Origin of the sequence: Hydrogenophaga aromaticivorans (assembly GCF_013387465.1) — a bacterium.
Classification (GTDB): domain Bacteria; phylum Pseudomonadota; class Gammaproteobacteria; order Burkholderiales; family Burkholderiaceae_C; genus Hydrogenophaga; species Hydrogenophaga aromaticivorans.
Genome location: NZ_VYGV01000005.1, coordinates 1 through 17,660, shown reverse-complemented (window position 1 = coordinate 17,660; position 17,660 = coordinate 1). Strand labels below are relative to the sequence as shown.

Genomic DNA, 17,660 nt, shown 5'->3' with positions numbered 1-17,660 from the left:
GGCTGCGCTTCAGCCGGCGGCGGGCAGGGCCAGCGCCCGCTCGGCTTCCGACAGCGGTTCCAGCCAGCCCAGCTGCTGTTCCAGCACCGCCACGGTGGCCTCCGACGCATCGGCGCCGCGCGCCTGCCGCTCGGTGATGCGCGCGCGCAGCACGTCCACCGGCGCCTCGCAGGCGAGGATGTGAAACGGCACGCCCGCGCCCTGTGCCAGCGCCGCGAAATCGGCGCGCTCGGCCGCGCGCAGAAAAGCCGCATCCACCAGCACCGTCCAGCCGTCGGCGAGCAGCATGCGCGCTCGCGACAGCAGCGAGGCGTAGGTGTCGCCGTGCGCCTGCGGGCTGTAGAGCCCGGCGTTCAGACCCGAGCCGCTGGCCGCCAGCGCGCTCATGCCGTGCAGGCGCTTGCGCTCCACGTCGGAGCGCAGGCGGATCGCGCGTCCGCTGGTCTCGGCGGCGAGCCAGCGGCTGGAGGCCCAGGTCTTGCCGCTGCCCGAGAGGCCGTGGGTGATGAGCAGTTGCGGTGCGGGTGGGTGGGCGATGTCGCGCGCCAGCGCCAGGTAGCGCCGGGCTTCGGCCAGACACGCGTCGGCTTCGGGCGAGGCGCCCGCGCCACCCAGCTGCCCCAGGCGTATCGCCGCCACCTTGGCGCGCACCCCGGCGCGGTAGCTGGCGAAGAAGGTCCACACGGTGTGCGAAGACACATCGCCGCTCGCATCGAGCCAGGCGCTCAGCAGCACGTTGGCCAGGCCGGGGCGGCCGTGGGCCAGCAGGTCCATCCAGACAAAGGCCATGTCGTTGGCCACGTCGATCCAGCGCAAGCCGTCGTTGAACTCGATGGCGTCAAAGGGCAGGACCTCGTCGTCGATCAGCACCAGGTTGGCCAGGTGCAGATCGCCATGCCCCTCGCGCACGCGGCCCTTCTGCCGGCGCCGGGACAGCAGCGGTTCGATGGCGTTGAAGCGCTGCTCGGTCCAGTCGCTCAGCTCGCGCACCAGGGCGGCGTCGGCGGGGTCGGTCAGGGCCGTGCGCAGGGTGCTGAAGTTGTCGCGCGGCCAGCGCATGGCCGCGGTCGGGTGGCCCCAGGGGTCGCCGTTGCCGGCCACCGCGGCACGGGCCTGAAACGCCGCCATGCGCCGCGCCAGCCCGCTCATGTGTTCGGGCGTCAGCGCGCCGCGCTCGCACAGGTGGTCCAGCCGGGCCGCCTCGTCGAAGCGGCGCATCTGCACCGCGAACTCGATCGCCTGCCCCGCGCCGGCCTTGCCGGGCTCGCCCCAGCGCGGCGCCTCGGGCGTACCCACGATGGGCAACACGCCCAGGTAGAGCTGCGTTGCGGGCTGGTCCAGGTTCTGGAAGCGCCGGTTCACCCGGATCTCGGTCTCGCTGGCCTGGCGGCGCAGGGCCAGGGTGCTGAAATCCATGAAGGGAAAACGCACCGGCTTCTTGATCTTGTAGGCGAAATCCCCTGCCAGCAACACCCAGGCGCCGTGCGTTTCCATCAGCTCCACGCGCTCCACCGGCTGCGGATAGAGGGCCGGGTCCAGCAGGGCTTGAATGAACGTGGGCAAGGGGGGCATGTCCGCCACTGTACGGCAGGCCGCAGCGCCGGGTGGCCGATGCGCGTCAGATGACCCGCACTGTGGAGCGCCATCGCCGACCAGGCGCGCCTATGTCCGGGCCGGCACGCTCGGCGACAGATGCCGCACGACCCGGCGCGGGTCCGCCGCCATCCGGTCCAGTGACGTGTTCAGGCGCTCCAGCAGCAGGATCTCGTCAACCGGCTCGTCGGTCGTGTCGGCGGTGTCGGACAGGGTGGCCGACACCAGGCGAAAGCGCAGCGGCAGCCCGGCCGCCAGCGCGGGCACCCGCTCCAGCCCCTTGGCCACGATGTGCTGGGCCAGCAGCTTGAGCTCTTCGGGCCGCAACGGCCCTTCGACCAGCACCGCAAAGCGCGTGTCGGCGATGCGGGACACGGTGTCCACCTCGCGCACCACCGCCGACAGGCGCGAGGCAGCCACCACCAGCGCGCGGTCGCCGGCCTCGCGGCCCTCGCGGGCCACGATCTCGCCGTGGTTGGTCAGCTCCACCAGCACCAGGCCACACGGGTGGCCATAGCGCCTGGCGCGGCGCAGGGCGTCGCGCAGGCGCAGGTGGAGCACGGGCACGATGGTCAGGCCGGTCAGGGGTTCGGTGCTGTCGATGGCGCGCAGGCGGGCCCGGTTTTCGTTGAAATCCTTGGCGCGGCGGTGCAGGATGTACAGCAGCAACGGGATCTCGATGGCCGAGCCGATCAGCACCGCGTACTGCGTGGCCCAGCTGTCGGGCAGGATGCCCGCGCTGCGCAGCGCGGGAAAGGGGTAGCCCAGGTGCACCGGCAGGAAGCCCAGCGCCATCCAGCCGGCGTAGGTCTCGCCCAGGCGCCAGGTCCAGATGCACAGGGAAAAACTCAGCAGGACCGACAGCAGGCCGTAGACATTGAGCACCAGGAAGGCCGTGGGGCTCCTCCACGCCACGTAGACAACGGCGTACAGCAGGCCAAACACCGACCAGCCCAGCACGAAGCGGTCCACACCGCGGTGGTAACGCGAAACCGCGCAGACCTCGCGCACGAACCAGATGCCCGACGCCGTCAACCAGAGCATGAAAACCGCCGGCGCCGCGTCGTTCCACCACGCCGAGTGGCGCCAGAAAAACAGGCCACCGACACCGGTGAACGCGGCCTGGAAACCCAGCATGCAGGCCACGTAGCAGCAGTAGGCAATGAACACGCGGTCGGCGTAGAGCCGCGCGTGCACCCAGCCCAGGAAGAACACCAGCAGGCCAAAGCCGAGGTAGCCACCGATCATGAGGAAGGTCCAGTACCGCATGTCCTGCAGGCTGTTGTCGGTCAGCAGCAGCAGGCGCGGGCTGGTGGGCGCGGGTGCGTTCACCACCCGCAGCCAGACCGGGCCGGCGCCCTGGGGATCGAGGGCGAACACGGGGGTCTGACCCGGGTGGTCCCACTGCGACACCGGCAGGTGGTCGCCGGAGCGCTGTTCGCGCCAGGCGCCGTTGGGGTCACGGCTGTACAGGGATGCCTCGTCGGTGAACGCCGCCGCGCTCAGCATCAGGTGCCAGCGCTGGCGGGCGTCCAGCCGAGGCGGCTCCAGGCGCATCCACAGGGCGGTGCCATCGAGCTGGAAGGCGCGGAATGTCGCCATGGGCTGAAAGCTGTTGGGCGGCAGCGCCACCACATCGGCGATGCCCTTGGTGCCCGACTCGTCCACCCAGAAATGGGTCTGCAGGGTGACGTCGCCTTCGCCCTCGGTGGCCCGTGCATGGCCGGACCACAGGGCCAGCCCCAGGCCCAGCAGCAGAACCACCACCGCCACCACCCGGGTCATGAAAACAGCGCAGCGATGGGTCGGGTTGGGGTGGGCGGTGGTCCGATGCATGACGGCGTCGTGAATGTTTGTATCGCTCATGAAAGGCATTGATCAGGAAGCGACAGCTTCTGCGTCTGGAACGGGCCGCTTCGTCGTACCGACACCCTGCGCAGGCCGCCAGTGCCCGGTGGTCGTCCAGCGGTCTTCCAGGCGGTTGAGCCAGCCCGGGGCACCGGGGTCGTCGCTCCAGGCCGCCACCGTGTCGGTCAGCGGGTTGAGCAACTGGTCTGGCAGGTTCAGCGGGCGCGTCTGGTCCAGCAGAAAGTGCGTCAGCAGGTGGTAGCCCACGATCCGGGTGAACATCCGGGACAGCGAGAAGCCCGGCGAGAACAGCCGCACCACCGTGTCGATCAGGCGCACCAGCAACCGCCCCGCCCCGAACAGCAGCCGGGTGGGCCAGGACACGCGCTCGTCCACACCGATGGCGCGTGCGGTGTCCGGCCCGATCAGCCAGCGCGTCAGCGGCACCGGGATGCCCCGGACCACCGGCAGGCGGATCGTGCGCTCCATGGTCTGCATGAGCGCACGGCCCAGGGCCGGCCGCGCGTCCGGGCTCACCGTCTGCCCGCGCGCCTGTGCCTGGATGCGCTCGAACAGCGCTGCGGCTTCCTCCATGGTGTCGGCCATGAGCTCGCGCCGAACACCCAGCACATGACCCATCACGTTCCAGGCGTGCAGGTAGGCCTCTTCGTCGGCGCGCGGCAGGCCCAGGCCCAGCGTGCGCATGCCCTTGAGAAAGCTGTAGCTGAAGGTCAGCAGCGTGTAGGCCAGCTCGATCTGGTTGCAGGGCAGTCCCTGGCGGTCCACGTCCCAGCCGTGCGACATCAGGGCCGCGTGCATGCCGGTGGGCGCGCCGGCCTGCAGCCGCGGTGCCACCTGGCCGCGCACCGTCTGCGGCTCACCGCGCAGGATCAGGTGGCGGATGGTGGCGTGGATGAGCCGCACCTTGAGCACCTGGGCCACGCCGGCGCCGCTGGCGTCCATCAGCCCGCCCTTCATCATCACCGGGAACACCATGGCCGCGGTCTGGCGGATGCGGTGCTCGGTGTGCTGCTCCAGCTGGCCCGCGATGTGCAGCACCTCGGCCAGGTTGGGCAGCACGTAACACTCGGGCAGGCTCGAGCAGAACAGCAGCGTGCACGACAGCGGGCCTTGCTCCATGAAGATGGCCTCGGCGCGCTCGACCTTGGCCGCGTCGGCCCAGGCGGGCAGCGCGCGCCCCTCGCTCACGTAGGCGCGCAACGCCGCCACCACCGCCGGATCGGCCGCCGCGGCTGCGGCATCGTCCTGCCCCCAGTCGGCCAGGGCACCGTTGCTGGTCCAGCCCGCCATGAGCCGGGTGGCGGCGGCGAGCCGGTCCGTGGCCGGGCCGGTGGCCCCGTCGGCACCGGACCACGGCCCGATGAGCGCCGCCACGGTCTGGTCGGCCAGCGGGTCGGCCCGCAGCCCCATCGGCTCCAGCGGCACGCTGTGGACGGGCTGTGCCTGGGGCACCTCGGCGCGGGCCGGGGTCCAGTGCCGCCAGGCCACCCACGCGATCAGCGTCGGCATGCCCATGGCAAAAAAGGCGATGGCGCGGATTTCGATCGGGTGGCCAAACAGCACCTGAAACACCAGGCCGCTGGCGTACAGCCCGATCGGCACCCAGGCCGCGAGCCGGGTCTTGCGCCCGATGCCCGGCACACGGCGGGGTGCGGCGAGCGCCTGGAACACGGCGACGATCACACAAGACACCAGCATCCAGCCCGCGAAGCCCTGCAGCGTTTCACCGAACCAGCCACCGTCGGGCTTCTCCATGATCCAGGCCTTGAGCACGTACACGAAGTACGGGTCGGCTCCCAGATCGAAGGTGGTCACGATCATCGCGGCCAGCCAGGCGGTGAGCGCGCCGCTCTTGAGCGTGGGCGCCGCGTGCACCGGCGTGCGCCACAGCATGAGGCTGGCCAGCACATAACCCACCAGGCACAGCGCCAGCCACATCAGCGGAATCGCCAGCGGCACATCGCCCAGCCGGGGGCCCAGCACGTCGGTGTAGGTGTAGCGGCCGAAGAACCAGCCACGGGACGAACCCATCTGCTCGGCGAACCAGCCCAGTCCCAGCGCCAGCACGGCCAGCACCCGGGCGCTGCGGTGCCCCAGCAGCACGGCGGCGGACCACAGCGCGGCCCAGAACATGGCCACCGATACGGCCACCAGACCGAGCGTGAGCAGCGGGTAGTTCAGCGCGGTGGTGAGGATGAGGCCCGCAGAGAGCAGGGCGGGCAACAGGACTTGGAGCAAGCGCGAACGCAGATGGGCCACAGGAGCCTCCCAGAACATCGGTCACAGCCCCCTGCTGGCCTGCATTCTAGATAGCCCGCTCCGCGTTATCGTGGCGGCAATAAACCACCACCGGAGACAAGCCATGAACCTCGCCCACCTGCTTCAGCGCAGGGCCCTGCAACACCCGCAACGCCACGCCATCTTCAGCGGTACCCAGTGCGTGGCCAGCCATGGCGAATGGGCCTCGCGCGCTGCGCGAGTGGGTGCTCACCTGCATGCTGCCGGCCTGGCGCCCGGCGACCGCGTCGTGCTCTTCATGCGCAACCACCCTCGCTACCTGGAGCTGATGTTCGGCGCCTGGTGGGCCGGGCTGGTGGTCGTGCCGGTCAACGCCAAGCTGCACATCAAGGAAGTGCAGTGGATCGTGGACAACTCGGCCGCGCGCTGGGCCTTCGTCACCAGCGACGTGGCGCCCGACCCCGCCGCGCTCACCGGCCTGGACGGCGTGATGGACGCGGAATCCGCCGCCTGCACCGCCTGGCTGGAAGACGGCGCCGGCCTGCCCGCCATCGAAGAACGCGCCCCCACCGACACCGCCTGGCTGTTCTACACCAGCGGCACCACCGGCCGCCCCAAGGGCGTGATGATCACGCACCGCAATCTGATAACCATGGGGCTGACCTACTTCAACGACGTGGACCCCATCGCGGCCGGCGACGCCATCGCCTACGCCGCGCCCATGTCGCACGGCGCCGGCATCTACGCCATCCCGCACCTCATGGCCGGCGCGCGCCACGTGGTGCCCGCCTCGGGAGGCTTCGACGCGGCCGAACTGTTCGCGCTCGGCCGGCAGCTCGGGCCGCTCTCGCTGTTCGCCGCGCCCACCATCGTCAAACGCATCGTGGACGAAGCCGAGGCGGCGGGACTGTCGCCAGCGCAGTGCGGCCAGAGCTTCAAGACCATCGTCTACGGCGGCGCGCCCATGTACGCGGCCGACATCCAGCGCGCCCTGCGCGTGATGGGCCCGCGCTTCGTGCAGATCTACGGCCAGGGCGAAAGCCCCATGGTCGGCACCGCGCTCGGCCGCGCGCACCTGGCGGACGCCAGCCACCCGCGCCACGCCGAGCGCCTCGCCTCCGTGGGCGTGGCGCAGACCCCCGTGCGCATCCGCGTCGCGGGGCCGGACGGCGAGCCGCTGCCCGCGGGCGAGGTGGGCGAGGTGCTGATCCAGGGCGACAGCGTCATGGCCGGCTACTGGCGCAACCCCGAAGCCACCGCCGCCGCCCTCCGCGACGGCTGGCTCTGGACCGGCGACATGGGTGCGCTGGATGCCGATGGCTTTTTGACCCTGAAGGACCGCAGCAAGGACCTGATCATCAGCGGGGGATCGAACATCTACCCGCGCGAGGTGGAGGAAGTGCTGCTCACCGCGCCTGGCGTGGCCGAGGCGGCCGTGGTCGGCGCCCCCGACCCCGAGTGGGGCGAAATCGTGGTCGCCTTCGTGGTGCCGTTGCCGGGCGCGGCGCTGGATTCAAAAGTGCTCGACGCCTTCTGCCTCGACCACATCGCCCGCTTCAAACGGCCCAAGCGCTATGAGATCGTGGACGCGCTGCCGAAGAACAACTACGGCAAGGTGTTGAAGACGGTGCTGCGCGAGCGGCTGTAGATCGGCAAGCGAGCGCGTGGCTGTTGATGAAGCTCAATCGTGCTGGCTTTTTGCGGCCTATAAGGAGGGCGGTGCGTGCGCCACGTGCCGCGCCGGTGCCACCGAAACGCTGGCCTTGATTGAAAGACATCCGGCTTTTCAAACAGGAGGATCCACTGTGCAGACCAACGCAATCCCTCACTACGACATGTCGGTCAACACCACCGGCTGCTGCCCCAAGTTCAACCCCGAGGGTTGGGACGCGCAGGAACTCCACTTCCGCGACAAACCGTTCGTGCGCGCCAAGACACACAGCGTCATGCACGTGCCCGTTGACATGGGCAGGGTGTATTCGCGCGTGCAGAAGCACATGGAGGAAGCGGGCGCTGTGGACGCGTCGAACACCATCGTGCTCTCGCGCGACACATCCGCGTTCGCCGGAGAGCATTTGTTCGCGGTGCCGAAGGCGGTGCCAGAAGAAGAAATGACCACGCTCTCGGGCGACTTCGTCACCAAAGTCTTTGAAGGCCCCTACCAAGAGGCCCGCCACTGGCACGAGGACATGGCAGAACTGGTTCGCGCCCGCGGTGTCGAGCCGAAGTCGATCTGGTTTTTCTACACCACCTGCCCCAAATGCGCGAAGGCCTACGGGAAGAACTACGTGGTGGGTGTGGCCGAGGTTTGACTAGCGGGCTGATGGGGTTTGGGGCAAAAAGCAAGACCTGACCCCGTTCTCGGGAAGAGCAAATCCGTGAATCGGCAAACCAAACCAGCACGGGAGGCAAAAGGCAAGACCTGATCTCATTGCCTGTTGCCTGCGAATGATTTCACTCAAATAAATCGTCGTCGTCGCTTGATGTCTCTAATGGTTCTAGATTTGAAAAGTAAAGCTTTGGGCGGCGTGCGCCAATTCGGCCTTTTTCGTCAATTCGGTTGACTGTTCCAAATAGTCTGCATTTCAAAAATAGAATGGGCTTGTAGCGCACAATGCTGCCTGCATCTGGATGGGCGGTAAGAATATGATCCTTATATTTGAATCCCATTGAATTTGAGGTTTTGTTTTCACGGGTCACTTCTCCTTCAAGTACAACATAGTCACCATGTACTAATTCCGGAAATAGTATGTCCTCATCAATCTCATCTTCGTCGCAAAAGATCCATTTGTTTGACGAGTCGATGATTTCTTCATCGGTCGTGCCGTTCTCTAATGTGCCTATTACTAAGCTTCTCCCGGATTGAACGTTGATCGCGAGTTCCTCAAGCAGTTTTGGATTTGTGTTGATATATAAATCAAATATCTTCTTTGGTATGAAGAGGGTCTCTCCTGCGGAATTTACTATTCCGATCTGTGTTTGATCATCGGAAAATCTTACATTCTTGAATTCGCGAATCGTAACATCCCCAACGTGCTTTCCAATTCTGACAAACCACTTGATGCAGTTTAGAGAAATTCTAAATAGATCAGTTATTCCGAAGTCTGCGAAATCCCTTTCGGCCATCTTCTGAGCGGCTTTTGTGAAGTAGGCCGTTGCGACTGCGCCCAATCCGGCTTGAACCCAGCCTGCCACAGTTTCCGGAATTAGTGCTTCCCACGATCCCTTTCGGATTCTGACGGGGATCTCGAAGTCTAGATTTCGAAAGTCTGGGGCTTGCTTCGCTATGAAGTACCGTAGGGCTGAGTCGAACGAGATTAATGCTTTTGCTTGTCTTCGTGCATCCATTAGCCCATCTGCGACCAGTCTTCCTTCGTATTTAATGTAGCCAAGGTATTTTTCTTTTACCATTGTATTCCCTTGAGTCAGAGCGAATTAATGAATCTGAGCTATTCTTTTTTGGCTAAAGCGTTTTGCAACGCTATAGCGAAAAACCGACTGAACGGATCCTCCCGGTAATCCGCAAACGGCCCGCAGTCCACAAACCCGAACCGCCGGTACATCGCCATCGCCGGTTCAAACGCCGGCGTGCTGCCTGCCGGTTTCCAGACTGACCCGCGCGTAGCCGCGCTGCCGCGCGAGGGCGAGCAGTTCGGTGAGGATGGCTTGGGCGGCGCCCTGGCGCAGGTGGCGCGCGCTGGTGCGCATGGACTTGAGTTCGCCGTGCCCGCCGCCGAACGCGGTGGTGGGCGCCAGTTCCTTGATGGCGCCCATGGCGAGCAGTTCGCCTTTAGCGTCGCCGACTGAATCAGAAGGCGCGGGGCGCCAGGCGGTCAGGAACGTGATCTCCGGCCGGCGCAGACCGTCGAGGTCGAGCGCGAACACGCACTCGGGCGGTGACTCGGCGCGCATGCCGACAAGGTGTTCTTCCAGCAGGGCGATCACCTGCGGGTGCACGAGTTCGCGGTCGATGCGGATGTGGAACGGGCGCGGCTGGGCGTCCCTCATGGGCTCCCCTCCCTGGGCGGCGTTGTTGTGGGCTGATGCCTCGGCGGCCATTGTGTACGGTTTGTTACCAGAGAGGCAAGCAACACGAACGGGGTGGGGCGCCGGGGCGGATCAAGTTGTCTGTGCAGGGGGCCGATAACACTGAACATCTATCAAGGATTCAGCATGGACATGGACGTTTCTCCCGCATTGCTCATGGACCGCGTGCTTCAGACGCGCCAGGGCCAGACCGCGCAGGAAGCGCAAATCTTCGTCATGAAAAAAGCCATGGACATGCACGAGTCGGCGTCGGCGGCGCTGCTGAACGCGGTGGCGGGCGATTTGCCGCTGGCGAATGGCGGATCGGTGGGGACGCAGGTCAATACGCTGGTTTGAGGCCAGCGTCGCCGCTACGGTCGCCTCAGCATGCGCGCCGCCAGCACGCTGGCCAGCAGCATGAGCGCGCTGCCGGTGAGGGCGGTGAACTGCAGCGCGTCGGTGAAGGCGGCGCGGGCGATAAAGATCAACGCTTGCGCCGCTTCGGCGGGCAGTCGTTCGGCCACCGAGAGTGCGCCGCCTAGGGTGGCCAGCGCTTCCGGGGGCAGGCCTTCGCCGCCGGCCTGCGCGAGCTGCTGGCGGTAGATGAGGGTGCCCGCGCTGCCGAACAGCGCAATGCCCAGCGCGCCGCAGAATTCCGAGCTGGTTTCGGCGATGGCCGAGGCGGCGCCCGCGCGTTCGGGCGGCGCGGAGGTGATGATCTGTTCGGTGCCGATGGCGAACACCGGCGCCATGCCCAGGCTGACCACGACCATGCCGGCCACCAGCACCCACAGCGCCCAGGGGCCGTCGGCCCACACCATGATCAGCATGCCGGCCGCGGCCGCCGCGAGGCACCACACCATCACCGGCCCGGGCCCGAAGCGCCGCGCCAGCCAGGGCGCCAGCACCAGGGAGCCGAACACGAAGCCGCCCGCCCACGGCACCGTGGCCCAGCCGGCCTGCAGCGGCGAGAGCGCCAGCACCATCTGCAGGTGCTGGGCGATGAAGATGTAGATGCCGAACATGGCCAGGCACGACAGCCCGTAGGCCATGATGGCCGTGCGGAAGGTGGGAATGGAGAACAGCCGCAGTTCGAGCAGCGGGTAATCGATGCGCTTCTGGCGCCGCACGAACGCCACGCCGAGGGCAAGCCCGGCGAGCAGCAAGGCCAGCCGCCCTGGACTCGGTCCGTATTCGGCCATGGCCTTGACGGCGTAGATCAGGCTGAGCACGGCGGACAGCGAGAGCAGCACGCTCGGCGCGTCGATGCGGCCGGCGTTTTCATCGCGGTACTCGGGCAGCAGGCGCGGCCCGAGCACCAGCAGCAGGGCCATCACCGGCACGGCGGGCAGGAAGACCGAGCCCCACCAGAAGTGCTCCAGCAGCCAGCCGCCGACCAGCGGGCCGATGGCGCTGCCGACCGAGAACGCGGTGATCCACACGCCGATGGCGACCTGGCGCTGCGTCTCGTCATGAAACATGTTGCGGATCAGCGAGAGCGTGGACGGTGCGAGCGTGGCGCCGGCGATGCCCAGCAGCGCGCGCAGCACGATCAGCTCGTTCGGGGTGCGCGCGAACGCGGCCAGCACCGAGGCCACGGTGAAGAAGGCCGCGCCGATCAGCAGCAGGCGGCGGCGCCCGATGCGGTCGCCCAGCGTGCCCATGGTGATCAGGAAGCCGGCGACGAAGAAGCCGTAGATGTCGATGATCCAGAGCAGCTGCGAGGCGCTGGGCACCAGCGCCCGGCTGAGCGCGGGCACGGCCAGGTTGAGCACCGTGAGGTCCATGGCGTAGACCAGACAGGGCAGGGCGATCACGGCCAGCCCGAACCATTCGCGGCGGGTGGCTTTCGCGGGCGGGGTGGTCGAAGCGTCAGGCAGGGTGGGCGGGGAATGGCTCATGGGATCGGCGGCCTCTGGCACTGGCCTGGTCTGGCCAGGGCGGCGGCCGGTGGCCTGTGCGGATGATAGGGACGGCGGGCGGCTGGCGCCCCGGCGCTCAGAGGCTTTTGCCGTCGAAATGGTGCACAGGGATGGCCGCGAGGTCGATGCCGTCGATGCAGCGCAGGTTGATCGCCGCCATGGCGTTGCCCTTGGGGTCGGTGCCTTCGCCATAGGGGTGGATGCCGCAGACCGGGCAGAAGCGGTGGCGGATCACGTGTTTGTTGAACAGGTAGGTCGAGGCGGCGTCCTCGGGCGTCTTCAGGACCAGGCTGGCGCGCGGCACGAACCAGAGCAGCGAGCCTTTGCGCGAGCAGATGGAGCAGTTGCAGGCGAGCGCACTGTCGATCTCGCCCTGGACTTCAAATGCGATGCGGCCGCAGTGGCAGCTGCCGGCGTGGGTGGATGCGGTGGTGGTCATGGTGTCGGATGTGGCTGGTTCGGGGACGGCCCCCAAACAACACGACGATCACCGGAGCCTGTTTTCGACATCGGGGGGAAGCAGTTCCATTCAAGGCCGACGCTGACGGCCAGTTTAGACTGGCCGCGCCTTCGCGATGCCCGGTGCGGTTCAGCCGCAGTGGGTGTCTTCAAATGAGGGCTGACCGAACCTCGGATTCTCTGGAAACCCTGCTCATGAAAAGAATCGTCCTCCACGTCGGGATGCACAAGACGGGATCAACCGCCATTCAAGCCTCGCTGGCCGGTTACCGGGATGGTGTTTTCGAATACGCGCCGTTGCCGCCCGCGGTGGAGGCGGATCGCCAGCGTGCATACAACCACTCGTTCCTGATCAACACCGCATTTGACCGAGGCCACCAGAGAATGGGCAAGTTGCGGAAGTTTGGCGTAGCGGCCTGCGACTTTGATCGGTTCCGGGTGCAATGCCGGGATGCACTGGAAGCCTGCCTGAGGGCGTGTGAAACCGAGGCCCTGATTCTGTCGGCGGAAGCCATCACGGGTTTTGATCTGGAGGCTGTGCGGGAACTGGGGGCGCTGCTTCGCCAGCACGCCAGCGACATTCAGGTCTACGCCTATGTCAGGGACCCGTTTGGCTATGTCAAGTCCGCCACGCAGGAATGGATCAAGTGGGGATACACCGGGGATCACCTGCACCCCCTTTCATACCGGAACAACTTTGACCATATCGAAGACGTCTTCGGGGCGGAGTGCGTTTCCTATCGGCTGTACCGTCGTGAGAAGCTGCTGAACGGCGATGTGATCGCTGATTTTGGCTCGTGGATCGGGTTGAAGAAGGATCCTGCCCACCGCCTGGAGGCGAATGTGACCTTGTCGACCGACGCGGTCCGGTGCCTCTACGCCTTGAACAGTTATCCCATGTTCTCGTCCTGGAACGGGCTGTTGCACTACTCGTGGCGCGAACTGCTGGATGTTCTCAGACGCCTGTTTCCGGGCCGGTTTGAAATACCCGCCAGAATGGTTTCGCGGGAGATCGATGTCTGGGACATGGCCTGGATGGAGGCCCGGCTGGGGCAGAGCCTGCAGCTGCCGCCCCATTCCGGGCAAGATATGGACTGCACGGGGCTGAAGGATTGGCTGGGGCGCACGACGCCCGGGATGCTGACGACGATTCGCAGGGAGTTGACGAGCCGTGGCGCCGAGGTGCCTGAAAACGCCAGCCTTGTCGAGCTGCTGTTCCAGCTGTACCTTGAATGTATTCGCAGCTTCAGTGATCGGCAGCTCGATTACCGGAAGTTTTCAGCGGACCGGTATCTGGAGCGGTATCCCGATGTCCGGCAGGCGGGCCTGTATCCCTTTGGACACTATGTGCTCCACGGCCACGGCGAGGGGCGCGACGGTTCGTAGGCGGCGGTTGGTCAGGTCCGCGCCGTCGTGTGTCTATACCTGTTCCAGATGTAGGCCTATGCGAAGCCGACGATGACAGCTGTTTAGACTTTGTGATCACCTGGGAGAACATGCTGATGAAAAAGATCGTCCTCCACGTTGGGATGCACAAGACGGGATCAACATCCATCCAGGCCTCACTGGCCGGCTACCGGGATGGTGTTTTCGAATACGCGACGCTGCCGCCTGTGGTGAAGGCGGAGCGCGAGCATGCATACAACCACTCATTCCTGATCAACACCGCGTTTGACAAGGACAGCAAAAGAGTGGGCATGTTGCTGCGGGTTGGCGTGGTGGCCAACGACTTTGACCGGGTCCGGGTGCAATGCCGGGATGCACTGGAAGCCTGCCTGAGGGCGAGTGAAGCCGAGGTATTGATTCTGTCGGCGGAAACCATCACGAATTTCGATCTGGAGTCCACGCAGGAACTGGGTGTGATGCTTCGCCAGTACGCCAGCGACATTCAGGTCTACGCCTATGTCAGGGATCCGTTTGACTATGTCAAGGCCATCACTCAGGAAGCGATCAAATGGGGCCATGCCGGCGACCACCTGCACCCTCTTTCATACCGGAACAACTTTGACCATATCGAAGACGTCTTTGGCGCTGAGAACGTTTCCTATCGGCTGTACCGACGTGAGAAGCTGCTGAATGGCGATGTGATCGCTGATTTCGCATCCTGGATCGGGTTGAAGAAGGATCCTGCCCACCGCCTGGAGGCGAATGCGACCCTGTCGACCGATGCGGTCCGTTGCATCTACGCCCTGAACAATTACCCGATGTTCTCGTCCGGGAGTGGCCTGTTGCAAAGTTCTTGGCGTGAATTGGTGGGTGTTTTGGGGCAGTTGTTTCCGGGCCGGTTTGAAATGCCTGCCAGATTGGTGGCAAGGGAGATCGATGTCTGGGACATGGCCTGGATGGAGGCCCGGCTGGGGCAGAGCCTGCAGCTGCCGCCCTATTCCGAGCAAGATATGGAGTGCACGGGGCTGAAGGACTGGCTGGGGCGGACGACGCCCGGGATGCTGACGACGATTCGCAGGGAGTTGACGAGCCGTGGCGCCGAGGTGCCCGAAAACGCCAGCCTTGTCGAGCTGCTGTTCCAGCTGTACCTTGAATGCATTCGCAGCAACAGTGAACTGCAGCTCGATTACCGGAAGTTTTCTGCAGACCGGTATCTGGAGCGGTATCCCGATGTCCGGCAGGCGGGCCTGTATCCCTTTGGACACTATGTGCTTCACGGCCACGAAGAGGGGCGGGACGGTTCTTAGGCGGCGGGCGATCCGCTTTACCAGCTCACTTCCCGGTCCGGTGTGGCGCTGATGCGGTGGATGGTCAGGTCGGCGCCGTCGTATTCCTCTTCCTGGCTCAGGCGCAGGCCCATGGTGGCCTTGAGCGCGCCGTAGACCACCGCGCCGCCGAGCAACGCCCAGCTCACGCCCAGGGCGGTGCCGATGAGTTGCGCGCTGAAGCTGACGCCACCCAGGCCGCCCAGCGCCTGTTGGCCGAAGATGCCGGCAGCGAGGCCGCCCCAGGTGCCGCACAGGCCGTGCAGCGGCCAGACGCCGAGCACGTCGTCGATCTTCCAGCGGTTCTGTGTCAGCGTGAACATGCCCACGAACAACGCGCCCGCCACCGCGCCGACCACCAGCGCGCCCAGCGGGTGCATGAGATCGGAACCGGCGCAAACAGCCACCAGGCCGGCCAGCGGGCCGTTGTGCACGAAGCCGGGGTCGTTCTTGCCGGCCAGCAGCGCGGCCAGCGTGCCGCCGACCATGGCCATGAGCGAGTTCACAGCGACGAGACCCGAGATTTTCTCCAGCGTCTGCGCACTCATCACATTGAAACCGAACCAGCCCACGCAGAGGATCCAGGCGCCCAGCGCGAGGAAGGGAATGCTGGACGGTGGGTGGGCCGAGATGCCGCCGTCCTTGCGGTAGCGGTTGGCGCGGGCGCCCAGGAAGATGACCGCGGGCAGCGCGATCCAGCCGCCGACGGCGTGTACGACGACCGAGCCCGCGAAGTCGTGGAAGGCGGCACCGGTGGTTTCGGTGATCCAGGCCTGCACGCCGAAGTGGCCGTTCCAGGCGATGCCTTCAAAGAAAGGGTAGACGAAACCGACGATGACAGCCGTTGCGATCAGTTGGGGCCAGAACCTGGCGCGTTCGGCGATGCCACCGGAAATGATGGCCGGGATGGCGGCGGCGAAGGTGAGCAAAAAGAAGAACTTGACCAGCTCGTAGCCGTTCTTCTGTGCCAGGGTTTCGGCACCGACGAAGAACGAGGCGCCGTAGGCGACGCCGTAGCCCACGACGAAATAGGCGATGGTCGAGACCGAAAAGTCCACCAGGATCTTGACCAGGGCGTTGACCTGGTTTTTCTTGCGAACCGTGCCGAGTTCCAGAAAGGCGAAACCGGCGTGCATGGCCAGGACCATGATGCCGCCGAGCAGGATGAACAGGGCGTCAGCGCCCTGTTTGAGTGCGTCCATGAAAAATCTCCGTGCAGAAAAACTTATTTTGGTGCGTTGAAAGCGCCAAAACAGGGTCTGCATGGCGAATCGCACCAATCCATAGCAAGAAACGCACCAGTATGGAGGTATTGATGCGTTTAGCTGGTGCGATAGCGCGAAATCGGTGCGGCGCGAGCGCTGTCGCGCGGCCGCCTGGCTGCCGCCGGGGCCGGGGGAAAGCCTCAGGCAGCCAGCACGGCGTTGCCCGTGGGGAGCGTCACCGTCGGGATGGCGCTGGCGTCCTTGATCACCTGCCGCTGCGGCATGTAGTGCAGCAGCACGTCGGTTTCCTTCTTGACCACGCCGTAACACTCGCAGCTCAGGGCTTCGAGCTGGGGCCGGTCGAGGACCTTGATCAGGCCGCGGGAGTACGAAATCACCCCGAGCTGCTGCAGCTTCAGCGCCGCTTGCGTCACACCCTCGCGGCGAACGCCGAGCATGTTGGCGATGAATTCCTGCGTCATCGTCAGGTGGTTGTTTGACAGGCGGTCCAGGGACAGCAGCAGCCAGCGGCAGAGTTGCTGGTCGATGGCGTGGTGCCGGTTGCACACGGCGGTCTGAGCGACTTGCGTGATCAGTGCCTGCGTGTAGCGCAGCATCAGCAACAGCAGCTCGCCGTGGCGCTTGAATTCTTCCTTCACCCGCGATCGGGGCAGGCGGTAGGCGTGGCCGGCGCTCTGCACCACCGACCGGCTGGGCGAGCTTTCGCCGCCCATGAACAGGGTGATGCCCAGCAGACCCTCGTTGCCCACCACGAGGATCGCGGTGGACGCACCGTTTTCCATCACGTACTGCAGCGACACGATGGCGTCGGTGGGGAAGTAGACGTGGCGCATGGGGCGCCCCGATTCGTACATGAGTGCGCGCAGCGGCAAAGCCACCAGTTCCAGGTAGGGGAACAGCCGGTCTTGTACTTCAGGTGAAAGGGCGGCCAGCAGGTGGTTCTGCCGGGGATGAGGCGGGGGCTTGGGGGACATGCGGGTGCTGCGGTGGCTGGAGCTTGGGTGACACCCGCTCAAAGTGCATCGAGCTTACAGCACGGGCAGCGCAGGGTTTTCGGTTGGCGCACCGACCTTGAAACAAGGTGTGCGCCACCGTGCCGCTGGTGGCGGCACGGGCGCGTTCAGCTGCAGCTGACGCTGCCGCAGCCGCTCATCGTCGCCGGACGCACCCGGTCGGGGTCGGCCAGGGTTTCGGTGCGGGAATCGAAGCCGACGTCTTTCAGGTGCAGGGCCAGGCCGGCGTCCATGCTGGCGGCGTGTTGCGGGAACCATTCGACCAGCGCTTCGGCCAGGCGGGTGATGATTTCCGGGTCGTCGTTTTGATAGTGGGGAATCACCGCGTGCAGCGTTTCCATGATGGTCGCGTGGTGCGAAGCGTGGCAGTTGTCGGCGGTGAAGCCGGTGGCGAGCATCCAGCGTTCTTCTTGCGCGAAGTGGGCGGCGGTGTGTTCGACGAATTCTCGGTAAAGCGGCAGCTGCTGGGCTTGCGGGGTGGCGAGCAGCTGGTTCAGCATGGTGACGAACTCTTCGTGCGTCTCGTCCATGCGGTCGTCGCCGGTCTGCAGGCTGGGGACCCATTCCAGGCCGGTGGTGGTGGCGGGGGCTTCGGGCGTGGCG

The 17,660-nt window shown here is 65.7% G+C and carries 15 protein-coding genes; 5 read left to right on the top strand and 10 right to left on the bottom strand.

Annotation, left to right across the window (positions count from 1 at the left end; translation table 11 throughout):
• Positions 1-9: 9 nt before the first annotated feature.
• The 3 genes from F3K02_RS03920 to F3K02_RS03910 form a co-directional block, all read right to left on the bottom strand.
• On the bottom strand, positions 10-1,563 hold the full coding sequence (locus F3K02_RS03920) for a bifunctional aminoglycoside phosphotransferase/ATP-binding protein (RefSeq protein ID WP_246309163.1): 1,554 nt from the start codon (positions 1,561-1,563) through the stop codon (positions 10-12).
• A gap of 99 nt (positions 1,564-1,662) precedes the next feature.
• The gene (locus F3K02_RS03915) at positions 1,663-3,459 is read right to left on the bottom strand and encodes a sensor domain-containing diguanylate cyclase (RefSeq protein ID WP_177133537.1); all 1,797 of its coding nucleotides are present in this window, start codon (positions 3,457-3,459) and stop codon (positions 1,663-1,665) included.
• Positions 3,460-3,471: 12 nt separating this feature from the next.
• The gene (locus F3K02_RS03910) at positions 3,472-5,721 is read right to left on the bottom strand and encodes a carotenoid biosynthesis protein (protein WP_343066979.1); all 2,250 of its coding nucleotides are present in this window, start codon (positions 5,719-5,721) and stop codon (positions 3,472-3,474) included.
• A 103-nt stretch (positions 5,722-5,824) separates the two neighbouring features.
• On the opposite strand from F3K02_RS03910, the gene F3K02_RS03900 reads away from it, so the two are divergent.
• Positions 5,825-7,348 (top strand): class I adenylate-forming enzyme family protein, encoded by a 1,524-nt coding sequence (locus F3K02_RS03900; RefSeq protein ID WP_177133535.1) that lies wholly within the window; start codon positions 5,825-5,827, stop codon positions 7,346-7,348.
• 157 nt (positions 7,349-7,505) lie between these two features.
• On the top strand, positions 7,506-8,012 hold the full coding sequence (locus F3K02_RS03895) for a hydrolase (RefSeq protein ID WP_177133533.1): 507 nt from the start codon (positions 7,506-7,508) through the stop codon (positions 8,010-8,012).
• 142 nt (positions 8,013-8,154) lie between these two features.
• Here the strand turns inward: F3K02_RS03895 and F3K02_RS03890 are convergent, their stop codons facing one another.
• Together F3K02_RS03890 and F3K02_RS03885 are read right to left on the bottom strand one after the other, a co-directional pair.
• Positions 8,155-9,111, bottom strand: a complete 957-nt coding sequence (locus F3K02_RS03890; RefSeq protein ID WP_177133531.1) for a hypothetical protein — start codon at positions 9,109-9,111, stop codon at positions 8,155-8,157.
• Between the two features lie 165 nt (positions 9,112-9,276).
• Complete coding sequence (locus tag F3K02_RS03885) at positions 9,277-9,708, bottom strand: GNAT family N-acetyltransferase (RefSeq protein ID WP_425485561.1); 432 nt, start codon at positions 9,706-9,708, stop codon at positions 9,277-9,279.
• Positions 9,709-9,879: 171 nt separating this feature from the next.
• Here F3K02_RS03885 and F3K02_RS03880 point away from each other — a divergent pair, with 171 nt between their 5' ends.
• Positions 9,880-10,083 (top strand): YjfB family protein, encoded by a 204-nt coding sequence (locus F3K02_RS03880; protein ID WP_177133529.1) that lies wholly within the window; start codon positions 9,880-9,882, stop codon positions 10,081-10,083.
• Positions 10,084-10,097: 14 nt separating this feature from the next.
• Here F3K02_RS03880 and F3K02_RS03875 read toward each other — a convergent pair whose 3' ends face one another.
• Together F3K02_RS03875 and F3K02_RS03870 are read right to left on the bottom strand one after the other, a co-directional pair.
• Positions 10,098-11,627, bottom strand: a complete 1,530-nt coding sequence (locus F3K02_RS03875) for an MFS transporter (RefSeq protein ID WP_177133527.1) — start codon at positions 11,625-11,627, stop codon at positions 10,098-10,100.
• 97 nt (positions 11,628-11,724) lie between these two features.
• The gene (locus tag F3K02_RS03870; RefSeq protein WP_177133525.1) at positions 11,725-12,087 is read right to left on the bottom strand and encodes a GFA family protein; all 363 of its coding nucleotides are present in this window, start codon (positions 12,085-12,087) and stop codon (positions 11,725-11,727) included.
• A 215-nt stretch (positions 12,088-12,302) separates the two neighbouring features.
• On the opposite strand from F3K02_RS03870, the gene F3K02_RS03865 reads away from it, so the two are divergent.
• Positions 12,303-13,493 carry a hypothetical protein gene (locus F3K02_RS03865; protein ID WP_177133523.1) on the top strand — a complete coding sequence of 397 codons (1,191 nt, stop codon included), beginning with the start codon at positions 12,303-12,305 and terminating at the stop codon, positions 13,491-13,493.
• Between the two features lie 116 nt (positions 13,494-13,609).
• Positions 13,610-14,800, top strand: a complete 1,191-nt coding sequence (locus F3K02_RS03860) for a hypothetical protein (protein ID WP_177133521.1) — start codon at positions 13,610-13,612, stop codon at positions 14,798-14,800.
• A 17-nt stretch (positions 14,801-14,817) separates the two neighbouring features.
• Here F3K02_RS03860 and F3K02_RS03855 read toward each other — a convergent pair whose 3' ends face one another.
• From F3K02_RS03855 to F3K02_RS03845, 3 genes are all read right to left on the bottom strand, one after another.
• Positions 14,818-16,020, bottom strand: a complete 1,203-nt coding sequence (locus tag F3K02_RS03855; protein WP_177133519.1) for an ammonium transporter — start codon at positions 16,018-16,020, stop codon at positions 14,818-14,820.
• Positions 16,021-16,223: 203 nt separating this feature from the next.
• A complete protein-coding gene (locus tag F3K02_RS03850; RefSeq protein WP_177133517.1) occupies positions 16,224-17,018 on the bottom strand; it encodes a Crp/Fnr family transcriptional regulator in 795 nt (264 codons plus the stop codon).
• A gap of 146 nt (positions 17,019-17,164) precedes the next feature.
• Positions 17,165-17,660, bottom strand: a 496-nt coding sequence (locus tag F3K02_RS03845; RefSeq protein ID WP_343066978.1) for a bacteriohemerythrin, incomplete at its 5' end; no start/stop codon positions are given.

Bases quoted from the DNA above. Each gene is read 5' to 3' on its own strand.
- F3K02_RS03915 (WP_177133537.1), bottom strand. From the start codon at position 3,459: ATGAGCGATACAAACATTCACGACGCCGTCATGCATCGGACCACCGCC.
- F3K02_RS03900 (WP_177133535.1), top strand. From the start codon at position 5,825: ATGAACCTCGCCCACCTGCTTCAGCGCAGGGCCCTGCAACACCCGCAA.
- F3K02_RS03890 (WP_177133531.1), bottom strand. From the start codon at position 9,111: ATGGTAAAAGAAAAATACCTTGGCTACATTAAATACGAAGGAAGACTG.
- F3K02_RS03885 (WP_425485561.1), bottom strand. From the start codon at position 9,708: ATGAGGGACGCCCAGCCGCGCCCGTTCCACATCCGCATCGACCGCGAA.
- F3K02_RS03880 (WP_177133529.1), top strand. From the start codon at position 9,880: ATGGACGTTTCTCCCGCATTGCTCATGGACCGCGTGCTTCAGACGCGC.
- F3K02_RS03875 (WP_177133527.1), bottom strand. From the start codon at position 11,627: ATGAGCCATTCCCCGCCCACCCTGCCTGACGCTTCGACCACCCCGCCC.
- F3K02_RS03870 (WP_177133525.1), bottom strand. From the start codon at position 12,087: ATGACCACCACCGCATCCACCCACGCCGGCAGCTGCCACTGCGGCCGC.
- F3K02_RS03865 (WP_177133523.1), top strand. From the start codon at position 12,303: ATGAAAAGAATCGTCCTCCACGTCGGGATGCACAAGACGGGATCAACC.
- F3K02_RS03860 (WP_177133521.1), top strand. From the start codon at position 13,610: ATGAAAAAGATCGTCCTCCACGTTGGGATGCACAAGACGGGATCAACA.
- F3K02_RS03855 (WP_177133519.1), bottom strand. From the start codon at position 16,020: ATGGACGCACTCAAACAGGGCGCTGACGCCCTGTTCATCCTGCTCGGC.
- F3K02_RS03850 (WP_177133517.1), bottom strand. From the start codon at position 17,018: ATGTCCCCCAAGCCCCCGCCTCATCCCCGGCAGAACCACCTGCTGGCC.